16 protein-coding genes are annotated in these 18,702 nt (G+C 62.0%); 8 read left to right on the plus strand and 8 right to left on the minus strand.

Going from position 1 to position 18,702, the window contains the following annotated elements; genetic code table 11:
- Nucleotides 1-33 precede the first annotated feature (33 nt).
- The 6 genes from ASD70_RS16540 to pilG form a co-directional block, all read right to left on the minus strand.
- Nucleotides 34-489, minus strand: a complete 456-nt coding sequence (locus ASD70_RS16540) for a chemotaxis protein CheW (RefSeq protein WP_046069921.1) — start codon at nt 487-489, stop codon at nt 34-36.
- Complete coding sequence (locus ASD70_RS16545; RefSeq protein ID WP_056846960.1) at nt 482-6,295, minus strand: Hpt domain-containing protein; 5,814 nt, start codon at nt 6,293-6,295, stop codon at nt 482-484. Before ASD70_RS16545 ends, ASD70_RS16540 begins: the two co-directional genes overlap by 8 nt.
- A 161-nt stretch (nt 6,296-6,456) precedes the next feature.
- Nucleotides 6,457-8,508, minus strand: a complete 2,052-nt coding sequence (locus tag ASD70_RS16550; RefSeq protein ID WP_046069923.1) for a methyl-accepting chemotaxis protein — start codon at nt 8,506-8,508, stop codon at nt 6,457-6,459.
- Complete coding sequence (locus ASD70_RS16555) at nt 8,505-9,029, minus strand: chemotaxis protein CheW (protein WP_056846961.1); 525 nt, start codon at nt 9,027-9,029, stop codon at nt 8,505-8,507. Before ASD70_RS16555 ends, ASD70_RS16550 begins: the two co-directional genes overlap by 4 nt.
- 11 nt (nt 9,030-9,040) lie before the next feature.
- A complete protein-coding gene (gene pilH, locus ASD70_RS16560) occupies nt 9,041-9,406 on the minus strand; it encodes a twitching motility response regulator PilH (protein ID WP_014720320.1) in 366 nt (121 codons plus the stop codon).
- A gap of 46 nt (nt 9,407-9,452) precedes the next feature.
- Complete coding sequence (pilG, locus tag ASD70_RS16565; RefSeq protein ID WP_046069925.1) at nt 9,453-9,860, minus strand: twitching motility response regulator PilG; 408 nt, start codon at nt 9,858-9,860, stop codon at nt 9,453-9,455.
- Between the two features lie 239 nt (nt 9,861-10,099).
- Between pilG and gshB the strand changes: the two genes are divergently transcribed.
- The 7 genes from gshB to ASD70_RS16600 all read left to right on the plus strand — a co-directional run bounded on the left by gshB (nt 10,100) and on the right by ASD70_RS16600 (nt 16,131).
- Nucleotides 10,100-11,053, plus strand: a complete 954-nt coding sequence (gene gshB / locus ASD70_RS16570) for a glutathione synthase (RefSeq protein ID WP_046069926.1) — start codon at nt 10,100-10,102, stop codon at nt 11,051-11,053.
- 77 nt (nt 11,054-11,130) lie between these two features.
- On the plus strand, nt 11,131-12,036 hold the full coding sequence (locus ASD70_RS16575; RefSeq protein ID WP_046069927.1) for an energy transducer TonB: 906 nt from the start codon (nt 11,131-11,133) through the stop codon (nt 12,034-12,036).
- A gap of 151 nt (nt 12,037-12,187) precedes the next feature.
- Nucleotides 12,188-12,757, plus strand: coding sequence for a YqgE/AlgH family protein (locus ASD70_RS16580; protein ID WP_046069928.1), 570 nt, complete (start codon nt 12,188-12,190; stop codon nt 12,755-12,757).
- Complete coding sequence (ruvX, locus tag ASD70_RS16585) at nt 12,757-13,194, plus strand: Holliday junction resolvase RuvX (RefSeq protein ID WP_003195067.1); 438 nt, start codon at nt 12,757-12,759, stop codon at nt 13,192-13,194. Before ASD70_RS16580 ends, ruvX begins: the two co-directional genes overlap by 1 nt.
- Nucleotides 13,195-13,327: 133 nt before the next feature.
- Entirely contained in the window at nt 13,328-13,834 is a 507-nt protein-coding gene (pyrR, locus tag ASD70_RS16590; RefSeq protein ID WP_046069929.1) for a bifunctional pyr operon transcriptional regulator/uracil phosphoribosyltransferase PyrR, read from the plus strand.
- 24 nt (nt 13,835-13,858) lie between these two features.
- A complete protein-coding gene (locus ASD70_RS16595; protein WP_046069930.1) occupies nt 13,859-14,863 on the plus strand; it encodes an aspartate carbamoyltransferase catalytic subunit in 1,005 nt (334 codons plus the stop codon).
- Nucleotides 14,860-16,131 (plus strand): dihydroorotase, encoded by a 1,272-nt coding sequence (locus tag ASD70_RS16600; RefSeq protein WP_046069931.1) that lies wholly within the window; start codon nt 14,860-14,862, stop codon nt 16,129-16,131. The genes ASD70_RS16595 and ASD70_RS16600 overlap by 4 nt, the downstream gene beginning before the upstream one ends.
- 119 nt (nt 16,132-16,250) lie before the next feature.
- Here the strand turns inward: ASD70_RS16600 and ASD70_RS16605 are convergent, their stop codons facing one another.
- Nucleotides 16,251-16,679 (minus strand): TM2 domain-containing protein, encoded by a 429-nt coding sequence (locus ASD70_RS16605; protein ID WP_056846962.1) that lies wholly within the window; start codon nt 16,677-16,679, stop codon nt 16,251-16,253.
- Nucleotides 16,680-16,928: 249 nt separating this feature from the next.
- On the opposite strand from ASD70_RS16605, the gene ASD70_RS16610 reads away from it, so the two are divergent.
- The gene (locus ASD70_RS16610; RefSeq protein ID WP_046069933.1) at nt 16,929-17,567 is read left to right on the plus strand and encodes a C40 family peptidase; all 639 of its coding nucleotides are present in this window, start codon (nt 16,929-16,931) and stop codon (nt 17,565-17,567) included.
- Between the two features lie 77 nt (nt 17,568-17,644).
- Here the strand turns inward: ASD70_RS16610 and ASD70_RS16615 are convergent, their stop codons facing one another.
- Nucleotides 17,645-18,679: a type IV pilus twitching motility protein PilT gene (locus ASD70_RS16615; RefSeq protein ID WP_056846963.1), complete on the minus strand. Its 1,035-nt coding sequence runs from the start codon at nt 18,677-18,679 to the stop codon at nt 17,645-17,647.
- Nucleotides 18,680-18,702: the final 23 nt, after the last annotated feature.

Here is an 18,702-nt window from a genome sequence, read left to right on the forward strand (position 1 = left end):
ATAATTTCAGCTGCAACGGCTCGACACGCGTGTTTACGCCAACCCGGACTCGACCAACAGCGCCTCCAACCCCATCAAATCCGGCACCTTCGCCACCTGTTCCCCCACTTGCACCGCCGCCAGTTCCAACGGGCACAACGGCACATCCACGTAGCTCAACTCGCTGTCGAGTTTGTACGAGCGGGGAATGCCCTGGATCACCAGCGCAATAAACTTCAAGGTCGGCCGCCCGCCCAGTGCGTTCAACACCACGATCCGCGAACGTTCGCCGGTCACGCTGGCTTCACCGCACACGGCTTCAAAGCTGATCAAGGGGATTTGCCGATCACGCCAGGTCACTTGCCGCAGGTACCACGGCGGTGCATCGCTGGCCGGTTCGCCGCGCTGGAAGTCGATCAGCTCGGCGATGGCGACGTTGGGCAGTACCAGGTGGCGGTCGGCCAGGGGCAGCAGCAGGCCGGTGAGTTGGCTGGCGCGGTAGTCAAGCATGGGACTTGCTCCAGTAGGCGATGCTTTCCAGCAGCACCGACTCCTGGTACGGCTTGCCGAGGTAGTCGTTGACGCCGATGGCCATGGCGCGGTCGCGGTGTTTCTGGCCGGTGCGCGAGGTGATCATGATGATCGGCAGGCGCATCAGGCGGGGGTCGTTGCGCACCTGGATGGCCACTTCGAAGCCGTCCATGCGCGGCATTTCGATGTCGAGCAGCATCAGGTCCGGGGTGTGTTCTTCGAGCACGGCGATGGCGTCGATGCCGTCCTTGGCGGTGAGCACGTTCATGCCGTTGCGCTCCAGCAGGCGGCTGGTGACTTTGCGCACGGTGACCGAGTCGTCCACCACCAGCACCAGCAGCGGGCGCTTTTTCAGCGGGTCGTTGAGGATCAGCGGGGCGTCGACCGACTGGGCCGGCAAGGCCGGTTGGCGAGCACGGATATGCGCAAGCAGGTCGATGATCAAGACCACGCGGCCATCGCCGAGAATGGTCGCCCCGGACAAGCCCTGCACCCCGGCAAACTGCGGGCCCAGCCCCTTGACCACGATCTCCCGAGTTCCGGCCATGGCGTCCACATGCACCGCCACGCGCCGTTCATTGCAGTGCACCAGCAGCACCGGCACCGGCTGATACTGGCCCAGCAGTTTCGGGCGGCTGACGGTGTGCAGCAGGTCGCCCAGGTAGAACAACTCGTAGCGCTGGCCGGCATATTCATAGTGCGGCGGGTCTTGCTGGTAGTGCCCCGCCAGCTCGTGGGGCAGCACGCGCACCAAACCTTCGATGGTGTTGAGGGGAATCGCGTATTGGTCGTCTGCGCATTGCACCATCAGCGCCCGATTGACCGACACCGTAAACGGTAAGCGAATGCGAAAATGCACGCCCGCCCCCGGCGTCGAATCGATCACCATCGAACCGCCGAGTTGGCGCACTTCTTCATGCACCACGTCCATGCCGACGCCGCGGCCGGAAATCTGCGTGATTTTTTCCGCGGTGGAGAAGCCCGGTTGCAGGATGAATTGCAGCACGTCGCGATCGCTGATCTCTTGATCAGGGCCAAGCAGGCCGCGCTTGATCGCCTTGCGCCGCACGGCTTCAAGGGGCACGCCGGCACCGTCGTCGCGCATGTCGAAGACGATATCGCCGCCTTCGTGGGTCAGGTCCAGGGTGATGCGGCCTTTCTCCGGCTTGCCCGCCTGCAACCGTACCTCGCGGGATTCCAAGCCGTGGTCCACAGCGTTGCGCAGCATATGTTCCAGCGGCGCCGCCATGCGTTCGAGTACGTTACGGTCCATCTCGCCTTCGGCGTTGCCGACGATGAACTCCACGTCCTTGCCCAGCTCCTGCGCCACTTGGCGCACGATACGCTTGAGGCGCGGCAGCATGCGTTCGAAAGGCACCATGCGCGTGCGCATCAGGCCCTCCTGCAACTCGGTGTTGATGCGCGCTTGTTGCTGCAACAGGTCGTGGGCGTCCTGGTTGCGGCGCTCGAGGGTGTCCTTGAGATCGAGCAGGTCGGAGGCCGATTCAGACAGCGCACGGGCCAACTGCTGCAGTTGCGAATGGCGGTCCATTTCCAGCGGGTCGAACTCTTCGTAGCCCAGGCGTTCGGCTTCGGCCTGCTGGCGGCTGAGGAGGCGGCCCTGGGTTTCGCTGTCGAGTCGGCGCAATTGGTCGCGCATGCGCTCGATGGTAGTTTGCACCTCATTCAAGGCGATGCGCGCATCGTTGACTTGCTGTTCGATGCGACCACGGAAGATCGAGGTTTCCCCAGCCAGGTTGACCAGGTCGTCGAGCAGGTCGGCAGAGATTTTCACCATGTCGGCAGCAGGATCTATCACTGCCTCACCCTTGCCCGCCGGCAACGCCACCGGCATGACTGGCTCATCACTGGGGTGCACCAGACTCTTGATGCGTTCGATCAGCTTGTCCACCGAGCCGACGGGCAATCCATCCGCTACGGCGTCGATCATCTGCGCCAGGCGGTCATGGCAACCTTGCAGCAGCGCAAACAGCTCAGGGGTCGGCGCGAGCAAGCCGGCGGACAGGCCTTCGTAGAGAAATTCGAGCTCATGGGCCAAATCGCCAATCGGCCCGATCTCGACCATACGTGCGCCGCCCTTGAGGGTATGCAGGTCACGCAGCAGGGTTTCGACTTCCTGGCGATTGCCCGGCTCGGCCTGCCAGCGCAGCAGCGCGCTACCTGAACTGTCGAGGATATCGGCGGCTTCTTCGAGGAAGATATCCAGCAGCTCAGGGTCGGCACCCGAGGCCGGCTCCGCCGCAACCGGAGTTGTTGGTGTGCTGCTCTGGCGCAGCTCCCGCAGTTTGGCGACCAGCTCGGCGCCATCGCTCAAGGGCTGCTGGTGTTGCAGCTCTTCGAGTTGCAAGGCCAACCGTTCGTGGCTGGCCATCAATACCAGGGACAGCTCGGTGGAGTAACTGTAGCGGCGGTCCACCAGGCCCTCATACAGGCACTCCAGCTCATGGGCCAGGTCGCCTACCGGGTCGATTTCGGCCATGCGCGCACCGCCCTTGAGGGTGTGCAGGTCGCGTTGCAACGAGGACAACGGCGTCCCATTGTCGGGCTCCAGCAGCCAGCGCTTGAGGGACTGCCCGGCGCTGTCGAGGATATCCACGGCTTCTTCAAGGAAGATGTCGACAATCTCGTCGTCCATCGCCGTCTGCTGGCCCAGCTGCGCAGTGGCGGCGCCCAGCTCGGAAATACTCAGCGCACGGCTGCCGTCGCTTTTGACCAGGCCGGTAGCCGAGGGGTCCAGCGCGTCATCCAGTAACTCGCGCAGGGCCTGCACCCGTGCCGGCACCGGGCTGATTTCCTGGCCGGCGGCCAACTGGTCGAGCATGTTGATCAAGGCTTCATGGGCCTGCTCGGCTTCCAGGAAAAACCGCTCGCTGACCGCCAGGCTGCTTTCTTCCACGGCGCCATACAGGTCGAGCAAGGCTTCGCACAGCGCATCGATGGGGTGCAGGTCGGCGATGTGCGCGCCCTCCCCCAAGGTCGTCAGTTCATCCAGCAGTGCGGTGAGCTCCTGGCGCTCGCCGGGGTGTTGCTGCCAGCGACGCAGCAGGCTTTCAGCATCGAGCAGGATGTCCATGCCCTGGGCCAGGAAATTGGTGATCAGCTGCGGGTCGCGCTTGATGCGCAGGCCAGTGCCTGGGCCGTCGAGCAGTGCTGCAAGCTGCTGGTCCAGCAGGCTTTGGGTACGGTTGATCAGGTCTGCCGCCCCTTTGATCGGTGCCAGGGGATCGCTGCCCAGGTCGCGCAGCCCGCGCTGAAAAAGCCCTTGGGCCTCGAGCAGCAACTCCACTTCATCCAGGTCCAGCGGCAGGCGGTGGGCCTTGTATTCGCGGGTCAGGTGATCGAGCGGCCGCGCCAGTTCGGCGATGGGTAGCACCCCGGCCATGTAGGCACTGCCCTTGAGGGTGTGCAGGGCGCGTTGCAGTTCATCACTGACCTGCAGCGGCACATGCTCTGCAGCCTGTTGCAGGAAGTGGTCGAGGCTGTCCAGATGGCTCTGGGCTTCGTTGCGGAAGATCTCCAGCAGCATCGGGTCATGGGGTTCGGCAATCGACACGGGTGCGCTGCTGGCCAAGGCGTGGGCACGGGCGGCCAGGGCGTCGACTTCGTCGCGCTGACGCTGGGCATCGGTAGCAAAATCGGCGATCAATTCCGGCAGCAGGGCCACCGCTTCATCCAGCACCTGCTGCACCTCAGGGCCGAGGGTGACGCTGCGCTCCAGTACACGATTGAGCAGGTTTTCCACAGCCCAGGCCAACTCGGCCAGCACCAGGGCGCGCACCATGCGGCCGCTGCCTTTGAGGGTGTGGAAGGCCCGGCGCATTTCACCCTGGGCGAGTTTGTCCGTGGTGTTGGGCAGGTTGCGATGCAGCACCTCAAGGACTTCCTCGGTTTCCTCAAGGAAGACTTCGCGCAACTCATCGTCAATCGGCGCTTCATCAGCCGGCGGCGGTAACAGGCTGCCCGGACGCCGCAAGGCTGGAGGATTGAGGCGTGAGGTGGGGCTGGCCAACGCATCGAATTGGGACTGGCTCGGTGCGGTCTCGGTAGACAATGCGCCGTCGGGCGCGGCCAGGGCCTGGCGCCAGGGTTTTTCTGTTGGCAGGTAACCCAGTGCGCTCAAGCCCTGAGTCGCCAGTTCCAGCACTTTTTCGCCGGCCGCGTCAGGATCTTGGAGCATGCGTTCGAGGTAATACTCCAGGCTGCTGATCACCTCGGCGAAATGCGCCAGTTGCGCCTCGCAAGGCGCAGCGTCACTGACCATCAACTGCTCATCGACGTAGTCGGTGCAACCGCGCATCAGGCTCGCCGCCCGCGGCAAGGGAATCATCGACAGGGCGCCGCGCACTTGGCTCAACAGCTGCGGCAGAGATTCCAGGCGCTGGCGGTCCCAGTGGGCCTCGATGCAGTCGATCACCAGTTCCTTGGCCTGCTTCAAGCACTGGCAGGACTCACGAATCACCAATTGATGAATCTGAGTCAGGTCGGTGGTGGGCAGCCGATTCTCTTCGCGGCTTTCCGGCTCGACGGTGCCGATCATCCCGGCCAACGTCGCTTCGACGTAGAGCAAGGCGCCGGCCACATCCATCAATACCGCATCACTGGGTTCGCGCTGGCCCTGGACCAGGCTCAACACCACGGCGAGTTGGTCAATGATCACTTTGCGCGGCTGACCGAACCCCAGTACGGCAAGGGTATCGGCGATCTGCCGCAGCGGCGCCAGCAGCGCGTCGAGGTCGTTGGTGTGTTGTCGGTCACTGCGTACGAACAGGTCGAGGCGCTCCTTGACCCGCACCAGTTCCTCGCACAAGGCGCCAAGCACCGAGCCCATGGCATTGCGATCCGGCCCGGCCAACCGCGCACGCTCGGCATCCACCACGGCACTGTCGGGCAAGGCTTCGTCCAGGCCATAGCGTTCTTTCAGGCTTTGCATGCGCGGCGTCGGACGGGTGACTTTGGCGACGTAGAACAACAGGCTCTTGAGCAACTCATCCGGCGCCGGCTGGTTGATACCGCCGATGCCCTGGGCCAGCAGGCGCTTGAGTTGTTTGTCACTGGCCTTGAGCAGGCTGCGCAGCGCCGGGCTGTTGGCGATCACGCCAGTGAGCATGCCTTCGACCAACGCCGAGGCGACCTGCCACAACGGCAACAACGGCGCGCCCTGGCACAGCGCTTCAAGGCGCGCGAACACCCGTGCCATATCTTCCAGGTTGCTCGGGCCGTGGTCTTCGCGCAGCAACCCGGCGAGGGCTTGTTGCAGCAGTTGGTGCCACTGGTGCAATTGCTCATGCAAATCCGGTGTTGTACGCGAGGCCAGTGTTTCGTCAGGCAGCGGCGTGATCGACAGCAGTTGCGGGCTGAACAGGCTGGTTTCCGACAACAGGCTTTCACCCCGGGCGCTGCGCAGGTCGTTGAGCAACGGCAGCACCACCAGTGGCAAATCGCGGCGGGCGCTGTGCACGCGGTCGAGGTACAGCGGCAATTGGCCGAGGGCTTGTTGCAGCAGGCGGATGCTTTCATCGCGCTGGCCGACACGACCGGCCTGGAGGGCCAGGGCCAGCGCCTCGATCTCTTCGGCCAGCAACGCCGCGCCATAGAACTCGACCATTTGCAGCGCGCCATGTACCTGGTGAACACCGGCCAGGCACTCGTCGATGGCGTCGCCGGTTTCAACGTACAGGTCCAGCGCCGAACGGGCCTGCTTCAGGGTTTCGGCAATGTCGCCCTTGACCCATTCGAGGGCCACGTAGTCGTGCCGATCAACCATAACTGCTCCGCTTTGAATTCGTGGGTTGCTGGTGTTCTTGAAACCAATGGAGATCAAATGTGGGAGGGGGCTTACCCCCGATAGCGGTGTATCAGCCAGCAGGTGTATTTACTGACCCGCCGCAATCGGGGGCAAGCCCCCTCCCACATATGGAGCGCATTTCAATCATCAGTCTGCTTGGGCGGTGGGAGCGTGAAACCCGACACCGACCTGCGCAACTGACTGGCCATCTTCGCCAGGTTACCAATGCTTTCGGCGGTGGCGGTGGAACCCGAAGACGTCTGGGTGGTGATCTGCTGGATCACATTCATGGTCAGGGAGATCTGCCCCGCCGACGAAGTCTGCTGCTGCGCCGCGTTGGAGATGCTCTGGATCAGCGCCGCCAGGGTTTTCGACACGCCTTCGATCTCTTCCAGCGCCACCCCCGCGTCCTGGGCCAGACGGGCGCCACGCACCACTTCGGTGGTGGTCTGCTCCATGGAAATCACCGCTTCGTTGGTGTCGGCCTGGATCGCCCGCACCAGGGTTTCGATCTGCCGCGTGGCCGCCGACGAGCGCTCGGCCAACCGTTGCACTTCATCGGCCACCACAGCAAAACCGCGTCCGGCGTCCCCGGCCATGCTCGCCTGGATCGCCGCGTTAAGGGCGAGGATATTGGTCTGGTCGGCGATGTCGTCGATCAGGCTGACGATGTCACCGATTTCCTGGGAGGACTCGCCCAGGCGCTTGATGCGCTTGGCGGTGTCCTGGATCTGTTCGCGAATGTTGTCCATGCCGTGGATGGTGTTGTGCACCACCTCGTTGCCTTTGTTGGCGATTTCCACCGAACGCTCTGCCACCGCCGAGGATTCGGCGGCGTTGGCCGATACCTGGTCGATGGACTGGGCCATCTGCTCAATCGCCGTCGAAGCCTCGGCAATCTGCTGGGCCTGGTGCTCCGACGCCTGGGCCAGGTGCATGGCGGTGGCCTGGGTGTCCTGCACCGCCCCGGCGACTTGCCCGGCGGTGAGGTTGATGGTGGCGACCAGGTCGCGCAGCTGGTCTACGGAGTAGTTGATGGAGTCAGCGATGGTGCCGGTGAAATCTTCGGTGACCGAGGCCGTGACGGTGAGGTCGCCGTCGGCCAGGTCTTCGATTTCATCCAGCAGGCGCATGATCGCGTTCTGGTTGCGCTCGTTCTTCTCGGCGGTTTCATGCAATTGGCGGTTGGTCTCGCGCACCATGACCAGGCCGATCAGGATGATCGAGGCCAGCGCCAGCAGGCCCAGTACGTAACCACCGATGGTGTCGAAACTGCGCCCACTGGCAAGGTTTTCAAAACCGGTGGCCAGGTGCGAGGCTTCATCGAGCAGGGTTTGCGACAGATTGAAAATATGGCTCGCCGATGCCCGCACCTGGAACAGCTGCGGCGAAGTCTCGAGGATTTCATCCACGGAGCCGGAGACGAACTCGAACAGCTCGGCGATTTCCGTCAGTCGCGCACGGGCGTCCTGGTCTTCGACCTGGGTGATGCGCAGCCCCGGGTTGCCGTTGAGCATACCGTTGAGCACCACGCCGAAACGGTTGGCGTCACGACCAAAGGCATCGGCGGCCTGCACCGCGGTTTCGTCCCCTGCGAGCACAGTGTTGACCGCCCCCAGGATACGTTCGGCCAGCAGTGATTGGCGCTGCGCCAAAGCCACCTGACTGGCCGGGGCGCCGCGTTGCAGGAGGATATCGACGACTTTTTCCGACTCCATCTGCAATTGCGGGACGGTTTCGGCCAGGGTCGCGGCCACTTGATGCAGGGACAGTACGGTCTGCTCGCTGGCAAGGATCGCGTCGGTGTTTTTCAGCAACGCCTCCCAATCGGTCTGCACCGCACGCATTTCGGCGCGTACCGCACTGGGCGCAGCCGGCAAGCCGGTTTGCGGGTCGCCTTTTTTCAGATAGCCCCAGCGCTGGGCAAAATCATTGCGCGCATCGCCCAGCAGTTTGAACGCGGCGGCCTTGCCGGCGGCCGCTTCGGTAGCGTTCTTGGCGATGCGCTGGGACAGCACGCGCAGCTCACCGGCATGGCCGATGTACTGTTTATCGTAGGTGGACTGGGTGTTGAGGTACGCGAAGTTGGCGAACAACAGCATGATGAACACGATCAAGGCGATAAACAGCACGATGATCTGTGAACGGCTGCGCGAAGCGGCCTGGGGTTTGGGCGTGGTAGCGGTACTCATGCGGCGACATCCATGAAGCCTGGGGCCTGGGCCAGGGCGAAGGGACTAATGACTTGCCACTGCGTGTCGCCGTCGAAGTGGCCCTGGATAAACGGCGCACCAGAGGCGGTGCTGGCCATCCAGGCATCCAATGGGAAATGCTGCATACCCGCCACCTCGTCTACCAGCAGCCCGACAAACAGGTCGTTGAACTCCACCACCAATACGCGCCGTTGCTTGCGCGCCTTGGACAACTCAAGACCAAGGAAACCACCCAGGTCCATTACCGGCAACAAGCGCCCGCGCAGGTTGGCCACGCCCTTGACCCAGGGCTTGACCCCGGGTATCAGGGTGCAACGCGGCTCATGCAACACTTCGGCGACTTCGCCCATGGGCGCCACGTACCCGTTTGCCCCTACACGAAAAGCAATCCCGCTCCAGCGTTGCAGGCGGCTTTCCTGGGACGGCAGGTCGGCGGCCAGCAGGCGGCAGCGGCGGTCGATGTCCAGCAGCAGTTCGAAGGCGGTTTGCGACTCGGTCATGATCGCGAGCCTTAGCCGGCCAGTACCTTGTTCAGGGTGGCGATCAGGGTTTCTTCGTCCACCGGTTTGGTCAGGTAGTCCTTGGCGCCCTGGCGTGCGCCCCAGATCTTGTCGGTTTCCTGGTCCTTGGTGGTGATGATGATGATCGGGATGCCGTTGGTTTCCGGCTCCTTGGACAATTGGCGCGTGGCCTGGAAGCCGTTGAGACCCGGCATCACGATGTCCATCAGCACCGCGTCGGGTTTTTCCTGGCGGGCCAGGGCCACGCCGTCTGCGCCGTTTTCGGCTTTCAGGACCTGGTGGCCGTGCTTTTCCAGCATGCCGGTAAGTTTGTACATTTCGGTCGGCGAATCGTCGACGATCAGAACACGTGCCATGGTTTTCCCCACTACATTGGTCGGCGCCGGCCCTTGTGGGGTGGCGTCAGTGTGCTTGTTCTACTGCGGCGAAGGCAGGCACATAGGCCTTTATCACGCCCAGCAGTTCTTCCTTGCTGAAAGGTTTGGTCAAAAACTGATCGACACCCACGATGCGCCCCTTGGCCTTGTCGAACAGGCCATCCTTGGAGGACAGCATGATCACCGGGATCGCTTTGAATGCCGGGTTGTTCTTCACCAGGGCGCAGGTCTGGTAGCCATCCAGGCGCGGCATCATGATGTCGACAAAGATAATGTGCGGGTGATGATCCACAATCCGCGCCAGGGCATCAAAACCGTCGATGGCCGTGATGACCTCGCACCCCATGTTCTTCAACAGGGTCTCGGCGGTGCGGCGGATCGTTTTCGAATCGTCGATCACCATCACCCTCAAGGCGTTGGAATGCTGTTCCATATCTGCTCTACCATCGCCACAGCGAATCGGTTTTCGGTGTGTACTGCCTGATGTTGCACAGGATGAGCGCCGCAAGCCTTGGAATTCAAGGGCCGCTGCGCCGTGGCAGTCTTTTTAGCACAGTCTCGGGGAGCAATCTATCGAGGCACCCGCCCAGTGGTTTTTCCTTGACCCACAACAGCCGCAGCGCCACTCTGACGCCACTTTTATGCGCCCTAATTTGCTAGAGGAAATCCCCCATGAGCGTTCGCGTCGGCATTGTCATGGACCCTATCGCCAGCATCTCCTATAAAAAGGACAGTTCGCTGGCCATGCTCCTGGCCGCCCAGGCCCGCGGCTGGACGTTGTTCTATATGGAACAGCGCGACCTGTACCAGGGTGACGGCCAGGCCCGCGCGCGCATGCGGCCGTTGCAGGTGTTCGCCAACCCTGAGAAGTGGTTCGAGCTTTCAGACGAAATCGACAGCCCCCTGAGCGATCTGGATGTGATCCTGATGCGCAAGGACCCGCCGTTCGACATGGAATTCGTATATTCCACCTACCTGCTGGAGCAGGCCGAACGCGCCGGCGTGTTGATCGTCAACAAGCCGCAGAGCCTGCGCGACTGCAATGAAAAGCTGTTCGCCACGCTGTTCCCACAGTGCACGCCACCGACCGTGGTCAGCCGCCGCGCCGACGTACTACGTGAATTCGCCGCCAAGCATGGCGATGTGATTCTCAAACCACTGGACGGCATGGGCGGCACCTCGATCTTCCGCCACCGCGCCGGCGACCCGAACCTGTCGGTGATCCTCGAGACCCTGACTGTGCTGGGCACCCAGCAGATCATGGGCCAGGCCTACCTGCCGGCGATCAAGGACGGCGACAAGCGCATCCTGATGATCGACGGCGAGCCGGTGGATTACTGCCTGGCGCGTATCCCGGCAGCAGGCGAGACCCGTGGCAACCTGGCTGCCGGTGGTCGCGGTGAAGCGCGACCGTTGTCGGACAAGGACCGCTGGATCGCCGCCCAAGTCGGCCCGACCCTGCGGGAAAAAGGTCTGCTGTTTGTCGGACTCGACGTAATTGGAGAGCACCTGACTGAAATCAACGTCACCAGCCCTACCTGTATTCGCGAGATCGACAATGCATTTGGCACGAACATCGGCGAAATGCTGATGGCCGCCATTGAGCGCAAGCTACAAGCCAAGTGACATAGAACAGCCGGACACACACCAACATTGCGTTATCATGCGCCACCTGTGAAACGCGCGATGTTGGTTTTCTTGTCATGACACTCCCGTCCGATCTGCCCCCAGAACTCACCCACAGAGGCGTGCGCCCGGCTGATCGGCTCGGATTTACCCTGTTTCTCGCCGCCTTGATTCACCTCGCCTTGCTGCTGGGCGTGGGCTTCACCATGGTCGAGCCCAAGCAGATCACCAAGACCCTGGAAATCACCCTCGCCACGTTCAAGAGCGAAAAGAAGCCCGAAAAAGCCGATTTTCTCGCCCAGGACAACCAGCAAGGCAGCGGCACCCTCGACAAGAAAGCGGTGCCCAAGACCACCGAAGTCGCGCCCTTCCACGACAACAAAGTCAATAAGGTCACCCCACCGCCGGCGCCCAAGCCCGAGGTCAAGCAGGCTGCGCCCAAGGCCGCCGTAACGACCGTCGCACCCAAGCCGCAAAAAGCCCCGACCCAGCGCGAAAAGACCAAGACCGAACCCAAGCCCGAACCGGTGAAACCCGCGCCAACCTTCGACAGTTCGACGCTGTCCGACGAAATTTCCAGCCTGGAAGCCGAACTGGCCCATGAACAACAGCTGTACGCCAAGCGTCCGCGCATCTATCGCCTGAACGCCGCCTCGACCATGCGCGACAAAGGCGCCTGGTATAAGGACGAGTGGCGCAAGAAGGTCGAGCGCATCGGTAACCTCAACTATCCGGAAGAAGCCCGGCGCCAACAGATCTATGGCAATTTGCGCTTGCTGGTGTCGATCAACCGTGACGGTTCGCTCTATGAGGTGCAGGTACTGGAATCCTCCGGCCAACCGTTGCTGGACCAGGCCGCCCAGCGCATCGTGCGCCTGGCCGCGCCCTTTGCGCCGTTCAGCGGCGACCTGAACGACGTGGATCGCCTGGAAATCATCCGCACCTGGAAATTTGCCAAGGGCGACCGACTATCCAGTAACTGATGCGCCCCGCCTACTGTAGGAGCGAGCTTGCTCGCGAAAAACCCCAGGACGACACGTTCATTCAGGCAGCACGCATAATCGTTGACGAGCTTCGCGAGCAAGCTCGCTCCTACACTTGTCAGTTCGCCCCTCCAACGCCACACTAGCGGACATGAAAAACGTCAGCCCGACCTACCTCAAGCACCAATTCCTGATCGCCATGCCCCATATGGCCGACCCGAACTTTGCGCAGACCTTGACCTACATTGTCGAGCACACGGCCAATGGTGCCATGGGGCTGGTGGTCAATCGCCCGCAGGAGCTGAACCTGGCCGATATCCTTGAACAATTGCGCCCGGAGATCGACCCGCCGGCCCGTTGCCAGGGCGTGCCGATCTACATCGGCGGGCCGGTGCAGACTGATCGCGGCTTTGTGCTGCACCCCACCGGGCCGAAGTTCCAGGCCACGGTCGACCTTGAAGGCGTGTCACTGTCCACTTCCCAGGATGTGCTGTTCGCCATCGCCGATGGCGTTGGCCCTGAGCAAAGCGTGATTACCCTAGGCTACGCCGGTTGGGAAGCCGGGCAACTGGAGGCCGAACTGGCCAGCAATGCCTGGCTGACCTGCCCGTTCGACGCCGACATCCTGTTCAACACCGCCAGCGAACTGCGCCTGGAAGCGGCCGCCGCCAAGCTGCGGGTCAACCTCAACCTGTTGACCAGCCAGGCGGGACACGCCTGATGGCCTTGCGTCTGATCCTCGGTTTTGACTACGGCACCAAGCAGATCGGCGTAGCGGTCGGCCAGGTCATCACCGGCCAGGCCCGTGAACTGTGCACCCTCAAGGCCCAGAACGGCGTGCCGGACTGGAACCAGGTTGAAGCCCTCATTAAAGAGTGGAAGCCAGATGCGGTGGTGGTCGGCCTACCCTTGAACATGGACGGCACCCCCAGCGACATGTGCCTGCGCGCCGAGAAGTTCGCCCGCCGCCTCAATGGCCGCTACAACCTGCCCTTCTATACCCACGACGAGCGCCTGACCACCTTTGAAGCCAAAGGCGAGCGCCGCGACCGTGGCGGGCAGAAGGGCAGCTACCGCGACAACCCCGTGGACGCCATCGCCGCCGCTTTGCTGTTGCAGGGTTGGCTGGATGAAAACACCGCTTTATTTGAATCCTGACCCGCCGCGATCCTGTGGGAGCGGGCTTGCCCGCGAAGAACGTTAACGATACCGCGTGAAGGCTGGATGAACGCGGTGCCCATGAGTTTTTCGCGAGCAAGCTCGCCCCTACACACTTAATAAGGAGCCCCCCGTGAGCCTGCCCAACCCCGCCGAACTGATCAGCCAGATGGCAATACGCCTCAAGGCGCACCTGGAACACCGCGCCATCAGCGAACCGCGTTTTATCGGCATTCGTACTGGTGGTGTGTGGGTGGCCCAGGCGCTGCTGGAAGAGCTGGGCAGCGACTCGCCCCTGGGCACCCTGGATGTGTCCTTCTACCGTGATGACTTCAGCCAGAATGGCCTGCACCCGCAAGTGCGCCCTTCGGCCCTGCCGTTCGAGATTGAAGGCCAGCACTTGGTATTGATCGACGATGTACTGATGAGCGGCCGCACCATCCGCGCCGCCCTGAACGAGCTATTCGACTACGGCCGCCCGGCCAGCGTGACCCTGGTGTGCCTGCTGGACCTGGACGCCGGCGAATTGCCGATCAGCCCGGACGTGGTCGGCGCTACCCTGTCGCTTTCCGCACAGCAGCGGGTAAAATTGTCCGGTCCCACGCCGCTCGAACTCGAACTGCAAGACCTTGCCCTTTAAACCGCCTTGTACAGAGTCCCCGCGATGACGCCTCTAGATGCCAAGCGCCCGCTGCAGCTCAATGCTCAGGGCCAGTTGCAACATTTCTTGTCCCTTGACGGTTTGCCCCGCGAACTGCTCACCGAAATCCTCGATACCGCTGACTCGTTCCTCGAGGTCGGTGGCCGGGCGGTGAAGAAGGTCCCGCTGCTGCGCGGCAAAACCATCTGCAACGTGTTCTTCGAGAACTCTACCCGTACCCGCACCACCTTTGAACTGGCGGCCCAGCGGCTGTCGGCCGACGTGATCACGCTGAACGTGTCGACCTCGTCGGCGAGCAAGGGCGAGACCCTGCTCGACACCCTGCGCAACCTGGAAGCCATGGCCGCCGACATGTTCGTGGTACGCCATGGTGACTCCGGCGCCGCACACTTCATTGCCGAGCACGTGTGCCCGAACGTCGCGATCATCAACGGCGGCGACGGCCGCCACGCCCACCCGACCCAGGGCATGCTCGACATGCTCACCATCCGTCGGCACAAGGGCAGCTTTGAAAACCTCTCGGTGGCCATCGTCGGCGACATCCTGCATTCGCGGGTGGCGCGCTCGAACATGCTGGCCCTGAAGGCCCTGGGTTGCCCGGATATCCGCGTGATCGCACCCAAGACCCTGTTGCCCATCGGTATCGAGCAATACGGCGTGACGGTCTACTCCGACATGACCACAGGCCTCAAGGATGTGGACGTGGTGATCATGCTGCGCCTGCAACGCGAGCGCATGGCTGGTGGCCTGTTGCCGAGCGAAGGCGAGTTCTACCGTCTGTTCGGCCTGACCACTGCACGCCTGGCGGGCGCCAAGCCGGACGCCATCGTGATGCACCCGGGGCCGATCAACCGCGGTGTGGAAATCGAGTCGGCGGTGGCCGACGGCCCGCAGTCGGTGATCTTGAACCAAGTGACCTACGGTATCGCCGTGCGCATGGCCGTGCTGTCCATGGCCATGAGCGGGCAAACCGCGCAACGTCAATTCGAGCAGGAGCAGGCCCAGTGAAGCTCAGCATTCTCGGTGCCCGAGTCATCGATCCAGCCAGTGGCCTGGATCAAGTTACCGATCTACATCTGGATGCCGGCAAGATCATCGCCATCGGCGCAGCGCCCGCTGGCTTCGGCGCCGTCGAGAGCATCGACGCCAAAGGCCTGGTGGCCGCGCCAGGGCTGGTGGACCTGAACGTCGCCCTGCGCGAGCCGGGCTACAGCCGCAAAGGCAATATCAACAGCGAAACCCAGGCCGCGGCGGCCGGTGGCGTGACCAGCCTGTGCTGCCCGCCCAATACCAAGCCGGTGCTGGATACTTCGGCGGTGACCGAACTGATCCTCGACCGCGCCCGCGAAGCCGGCAATTGCAAGGTGTTCCCTATCGGCGCCCTGAGTAAAGGCCTGGATGGTGAACAACTGGCCGAACTGATCGCCCTGCGCGATGCCGGATGCGTGGCTTTCGGCAATGGCCTGGACAATTTCCGCAGCACGCGCACCCTGTGCCGCGCTCTGGAATACGCGGCCACTTTCGACTTGACGGTGATATTCCACTCCCAAGACCGCGACCTGGCCGAAGGCGGCCTGGCCCATGAAGGCGCTGTCGCCAGCTTCCTCGGCTTGCCGGGCATTCCGGAGACCGCCGAAACCGTGGCCCTGGCCCGTGACCTGCTGCTGGTGGAGCAAAGCGGTGTGCGTGCGCATTTCAGCCAGCTGACCAGCGCCCGGGGCGCGGCCCTGATTGCCCAGGCCCAGGCCCGAGGTTTGCCGGTGACGGCAGATGTCGCCTTGTACCAGCTGATCCTGACGGATGAAGCGCTGATCGACTTTTCCAGCCTGTATCACGTGCAGCCGCCCTTGCGCACCAAGGCCGACCGTGATGGTTTGCGGGCGGCGGTGAAGTCGGGCGTGATATCGGCGATCTCCAGCCATCACCAGCCCCATGAGCGCGACGCCAAGCTGGCACCGTTTGGCGCGACCGAGCCGGGCATCAGCAGCGTGGAGTTGTTGCTGCCGTTGGCGATGACGTTGGTGGAGGACGGCTTGCTCGACCTGCCAACACTGCTGGCACGCTTGAGCGCCGGCCCGGCTCAGGCCCTGCGCCTGCCGGCGGGCAAGCTTGAAGTCGGTTCGCCAGCGGACCTGGTGCTGTTTGACCTGGGCAGCTCGACGGTGGCAGGGGAGCATTGGTTGTCCAAGGGTGAAAACTGCCCGTTCATTGGCCACAGCCTGCCGGCGACGGTGCGGTACACCTTGATGGATGGGCGGATCAGCTACCAGGCCTGATGCTGGCAAAACTGTAGGAGCGAGCTTGCTCGCGAAAAACGTATAGGCGACGAGGGCAGCCTGTCAGCACTGCGTCATCGTTGACGTTCTTCGCGAGCAAGCTCGCTCCTACAGGTTATTCAGCGGCCGTTATTGCGCTCGGCATTGCGGATCGAAATCTGCGTATTCAACGTCCAGAAGTCATACAGCACCCCCAGCAGGAACAAACCGCCGGTCAGCAGGTAGATCAGGCCGGTGATCCATTTGCCTTGGTACATACGGTGCACACCGAACACACCCAGGAATGCCAACAGAATCCACGCGACGTTGTATTCGATCGGCCCGGCGGTAAAACGCAGGTCGGCTTCACGGTCCATGGCCGGGATCAGAAACAAGTCGATCAGCCAGCCAATACCCAGCAGGCCGAAGGTGAAAAACCAGATCGTACCGGTCACGGGTTTGCCGTAGTAAAAGCGATGCGCCCCGGTAAAACCGAAAATCCACAGCAGGTAACCGATCACCTTGCTGTGGGTGTCTTGCTGCTGAGCAACCTGTTGATAGGTGTTCATGAAGTACCTCTTTTGCTTCGATAGATAAATTTTTTCATTTTCTTTGTGACTTTTTTACGAGCGCCCGACGTACGGCAAATGGTATCTTCCTGCCCTCAAAGCCTTATGCCACCTGACTTGTGTAGGACAATTGCGGCAATTCGTCGCGTTTTTCCTGAATTTGACCCCAAGGTTCAGTCGACAAACGGCCTGAGGACGACACAAAAAGCTGTTATAAAGTTGCGCGCAAACCCATAAGAGCCACGCCTAATGCGACCATTTTTCAAGACATGGCTGACCATCTGCCTATTAATGCCACTGGCCGCCCACGCCACCAATCGTGAGCAACGACTTCCGAACGTCAATGGTTTCACTCCTAAAGTCCACAGCACAACCAGTACGGCCAAATCGGCAAAGCTGACCGTCAACCGCCCAACTCAACTGAGCAAGGCCCACGGTAAAGCAACTCCCGGCCTGATGGCGGTGAACACCAAGCAAAGCAGCAACGTGCTCAGCCGCGCCGTCAACGTGCTCGGTACTCCTTATCGTTGGGGCGGCAGCAGCCCAAGTAAAGGGTTCGACTGCAGCGGCTTGGTGAAATATGCCTTTAACGATGTAAAAGCGGTGGATTTGCCACGCACTTCCAACGCCATGGCGGCCGGTCACGGCTTGAAGGTTGATCGCAAAGACCTTAAGCCAGGCGATCTGTTGTTCTTCAAGTTGAAGAGCCGCCAGGTCAACCACGTTGCCATCTACCTGGGCAACGACCGCTTTATCCACGCGCCACGCCGTGGCAAGTCGGTAAGCATCGACACGCTGAAAAAGCCGTTCTGGGACAAGAACTACGTGATTGCCAAGCGGGTGCTGCCGAAAGAGCAGAACAGCAACCTGCGGATCGTGCAGCGCTGATATTCAGCTGGAATACAGTAAACAATGCGGGAGGGGGCAAGCCTCCTCCCACATGTGGTTTCATTGTTTGAAAAATTTCATATGTCTGCAGGCACCCTCGCCTTCTCTCGCGCATCGTCTCGACTGACCACGCCTCGCGCAACCAACGCCTTCAAACTCATATCCAGCGTCTTCATCCCCAACGCCCCACCGGTCTGAATCGCCGAGACCACCTGCGCCACCTTGTCCTCGCGGATCAGGTTCCGGATCGCCGGCGTGCCCAGCATGAGTTCATGAGCCGCCACGCGCCCGCCGCCGACCTTCTTCACCAGCACTTGGGACACCACCGCCTGCAACGACTCCGACAGCATTGAGCGAACCATGACCTTTTCCCCGGCAGGGAAGACGTCTATCAGCCTGTCCACGGTCTTTGCTGCCGATGAAGTGTGGAGGGTGCCAAATACCAGGTGCCCGGTCTCAGCGGCCGTCAGCGCCAGGCGAATGGTTTCCAGGTCGCGTAGCTCACCCACCAGTATCACATCCGGGTCTTCCCGCAGGGCCGAGCGCAGGGCGACCGAAAAGCTGTGGGTATCGCGGTGCACTTGGCGCTGGGTGATCAGGGACTTTTTCGGCCTGTGGATAAATTCAATAGGATCTTCCAGGGTGAGGATATGCTGGCGTCGATGCTGGTTAAGGTGGTCGATCATCGCGGCCAAGGTGGTGGACTTACCCGAGCCGGTGGGCCCAGTGACCAATACCAGGCCGCGTGGAAGCTGGGCGATACGCTGGAAAACCTCGCCCAGCCCCAGGTCTTCCAGGCTCTGGACCTCGGTCGGGATAGTGCGAAATACCGCACCCACGCCGCGGTCCTGGCGGAACACGTTGGCTCGAAAACGCGCCACCCCGGGCAACTCGAAGGCAAAATCCGTTTCAAGAGATGTTTCGAAATCCTTTTGTTGGTGTTTATTCAGCAACGGGCACACCAGGTCGACCATTTGCGATGCCTCAAGCACCGGCCAATCCATGGGCCAGACCTCGCCATCGATGCGCAGCATCGGCACCAGGCCGGCCGACAGATGCAGGTCGGAGGCGCCTCGGCTTACGCTGGCCGTCAGCAATTGCGTGATATCCATAGGGCTTTCCATTTCCAGTAGAA

This window comes from Pseudomonas sp. Root569, assembly GCF_001427465.1.
Taxonomy (GTDB): domain Bacteria; phylum Pseudomonadota; class Gammaproteobacteria; order Pseudomonadales; family Pseudomonadaceae; genus Aquipseudomonas; species Aquipseudomonas synxantha.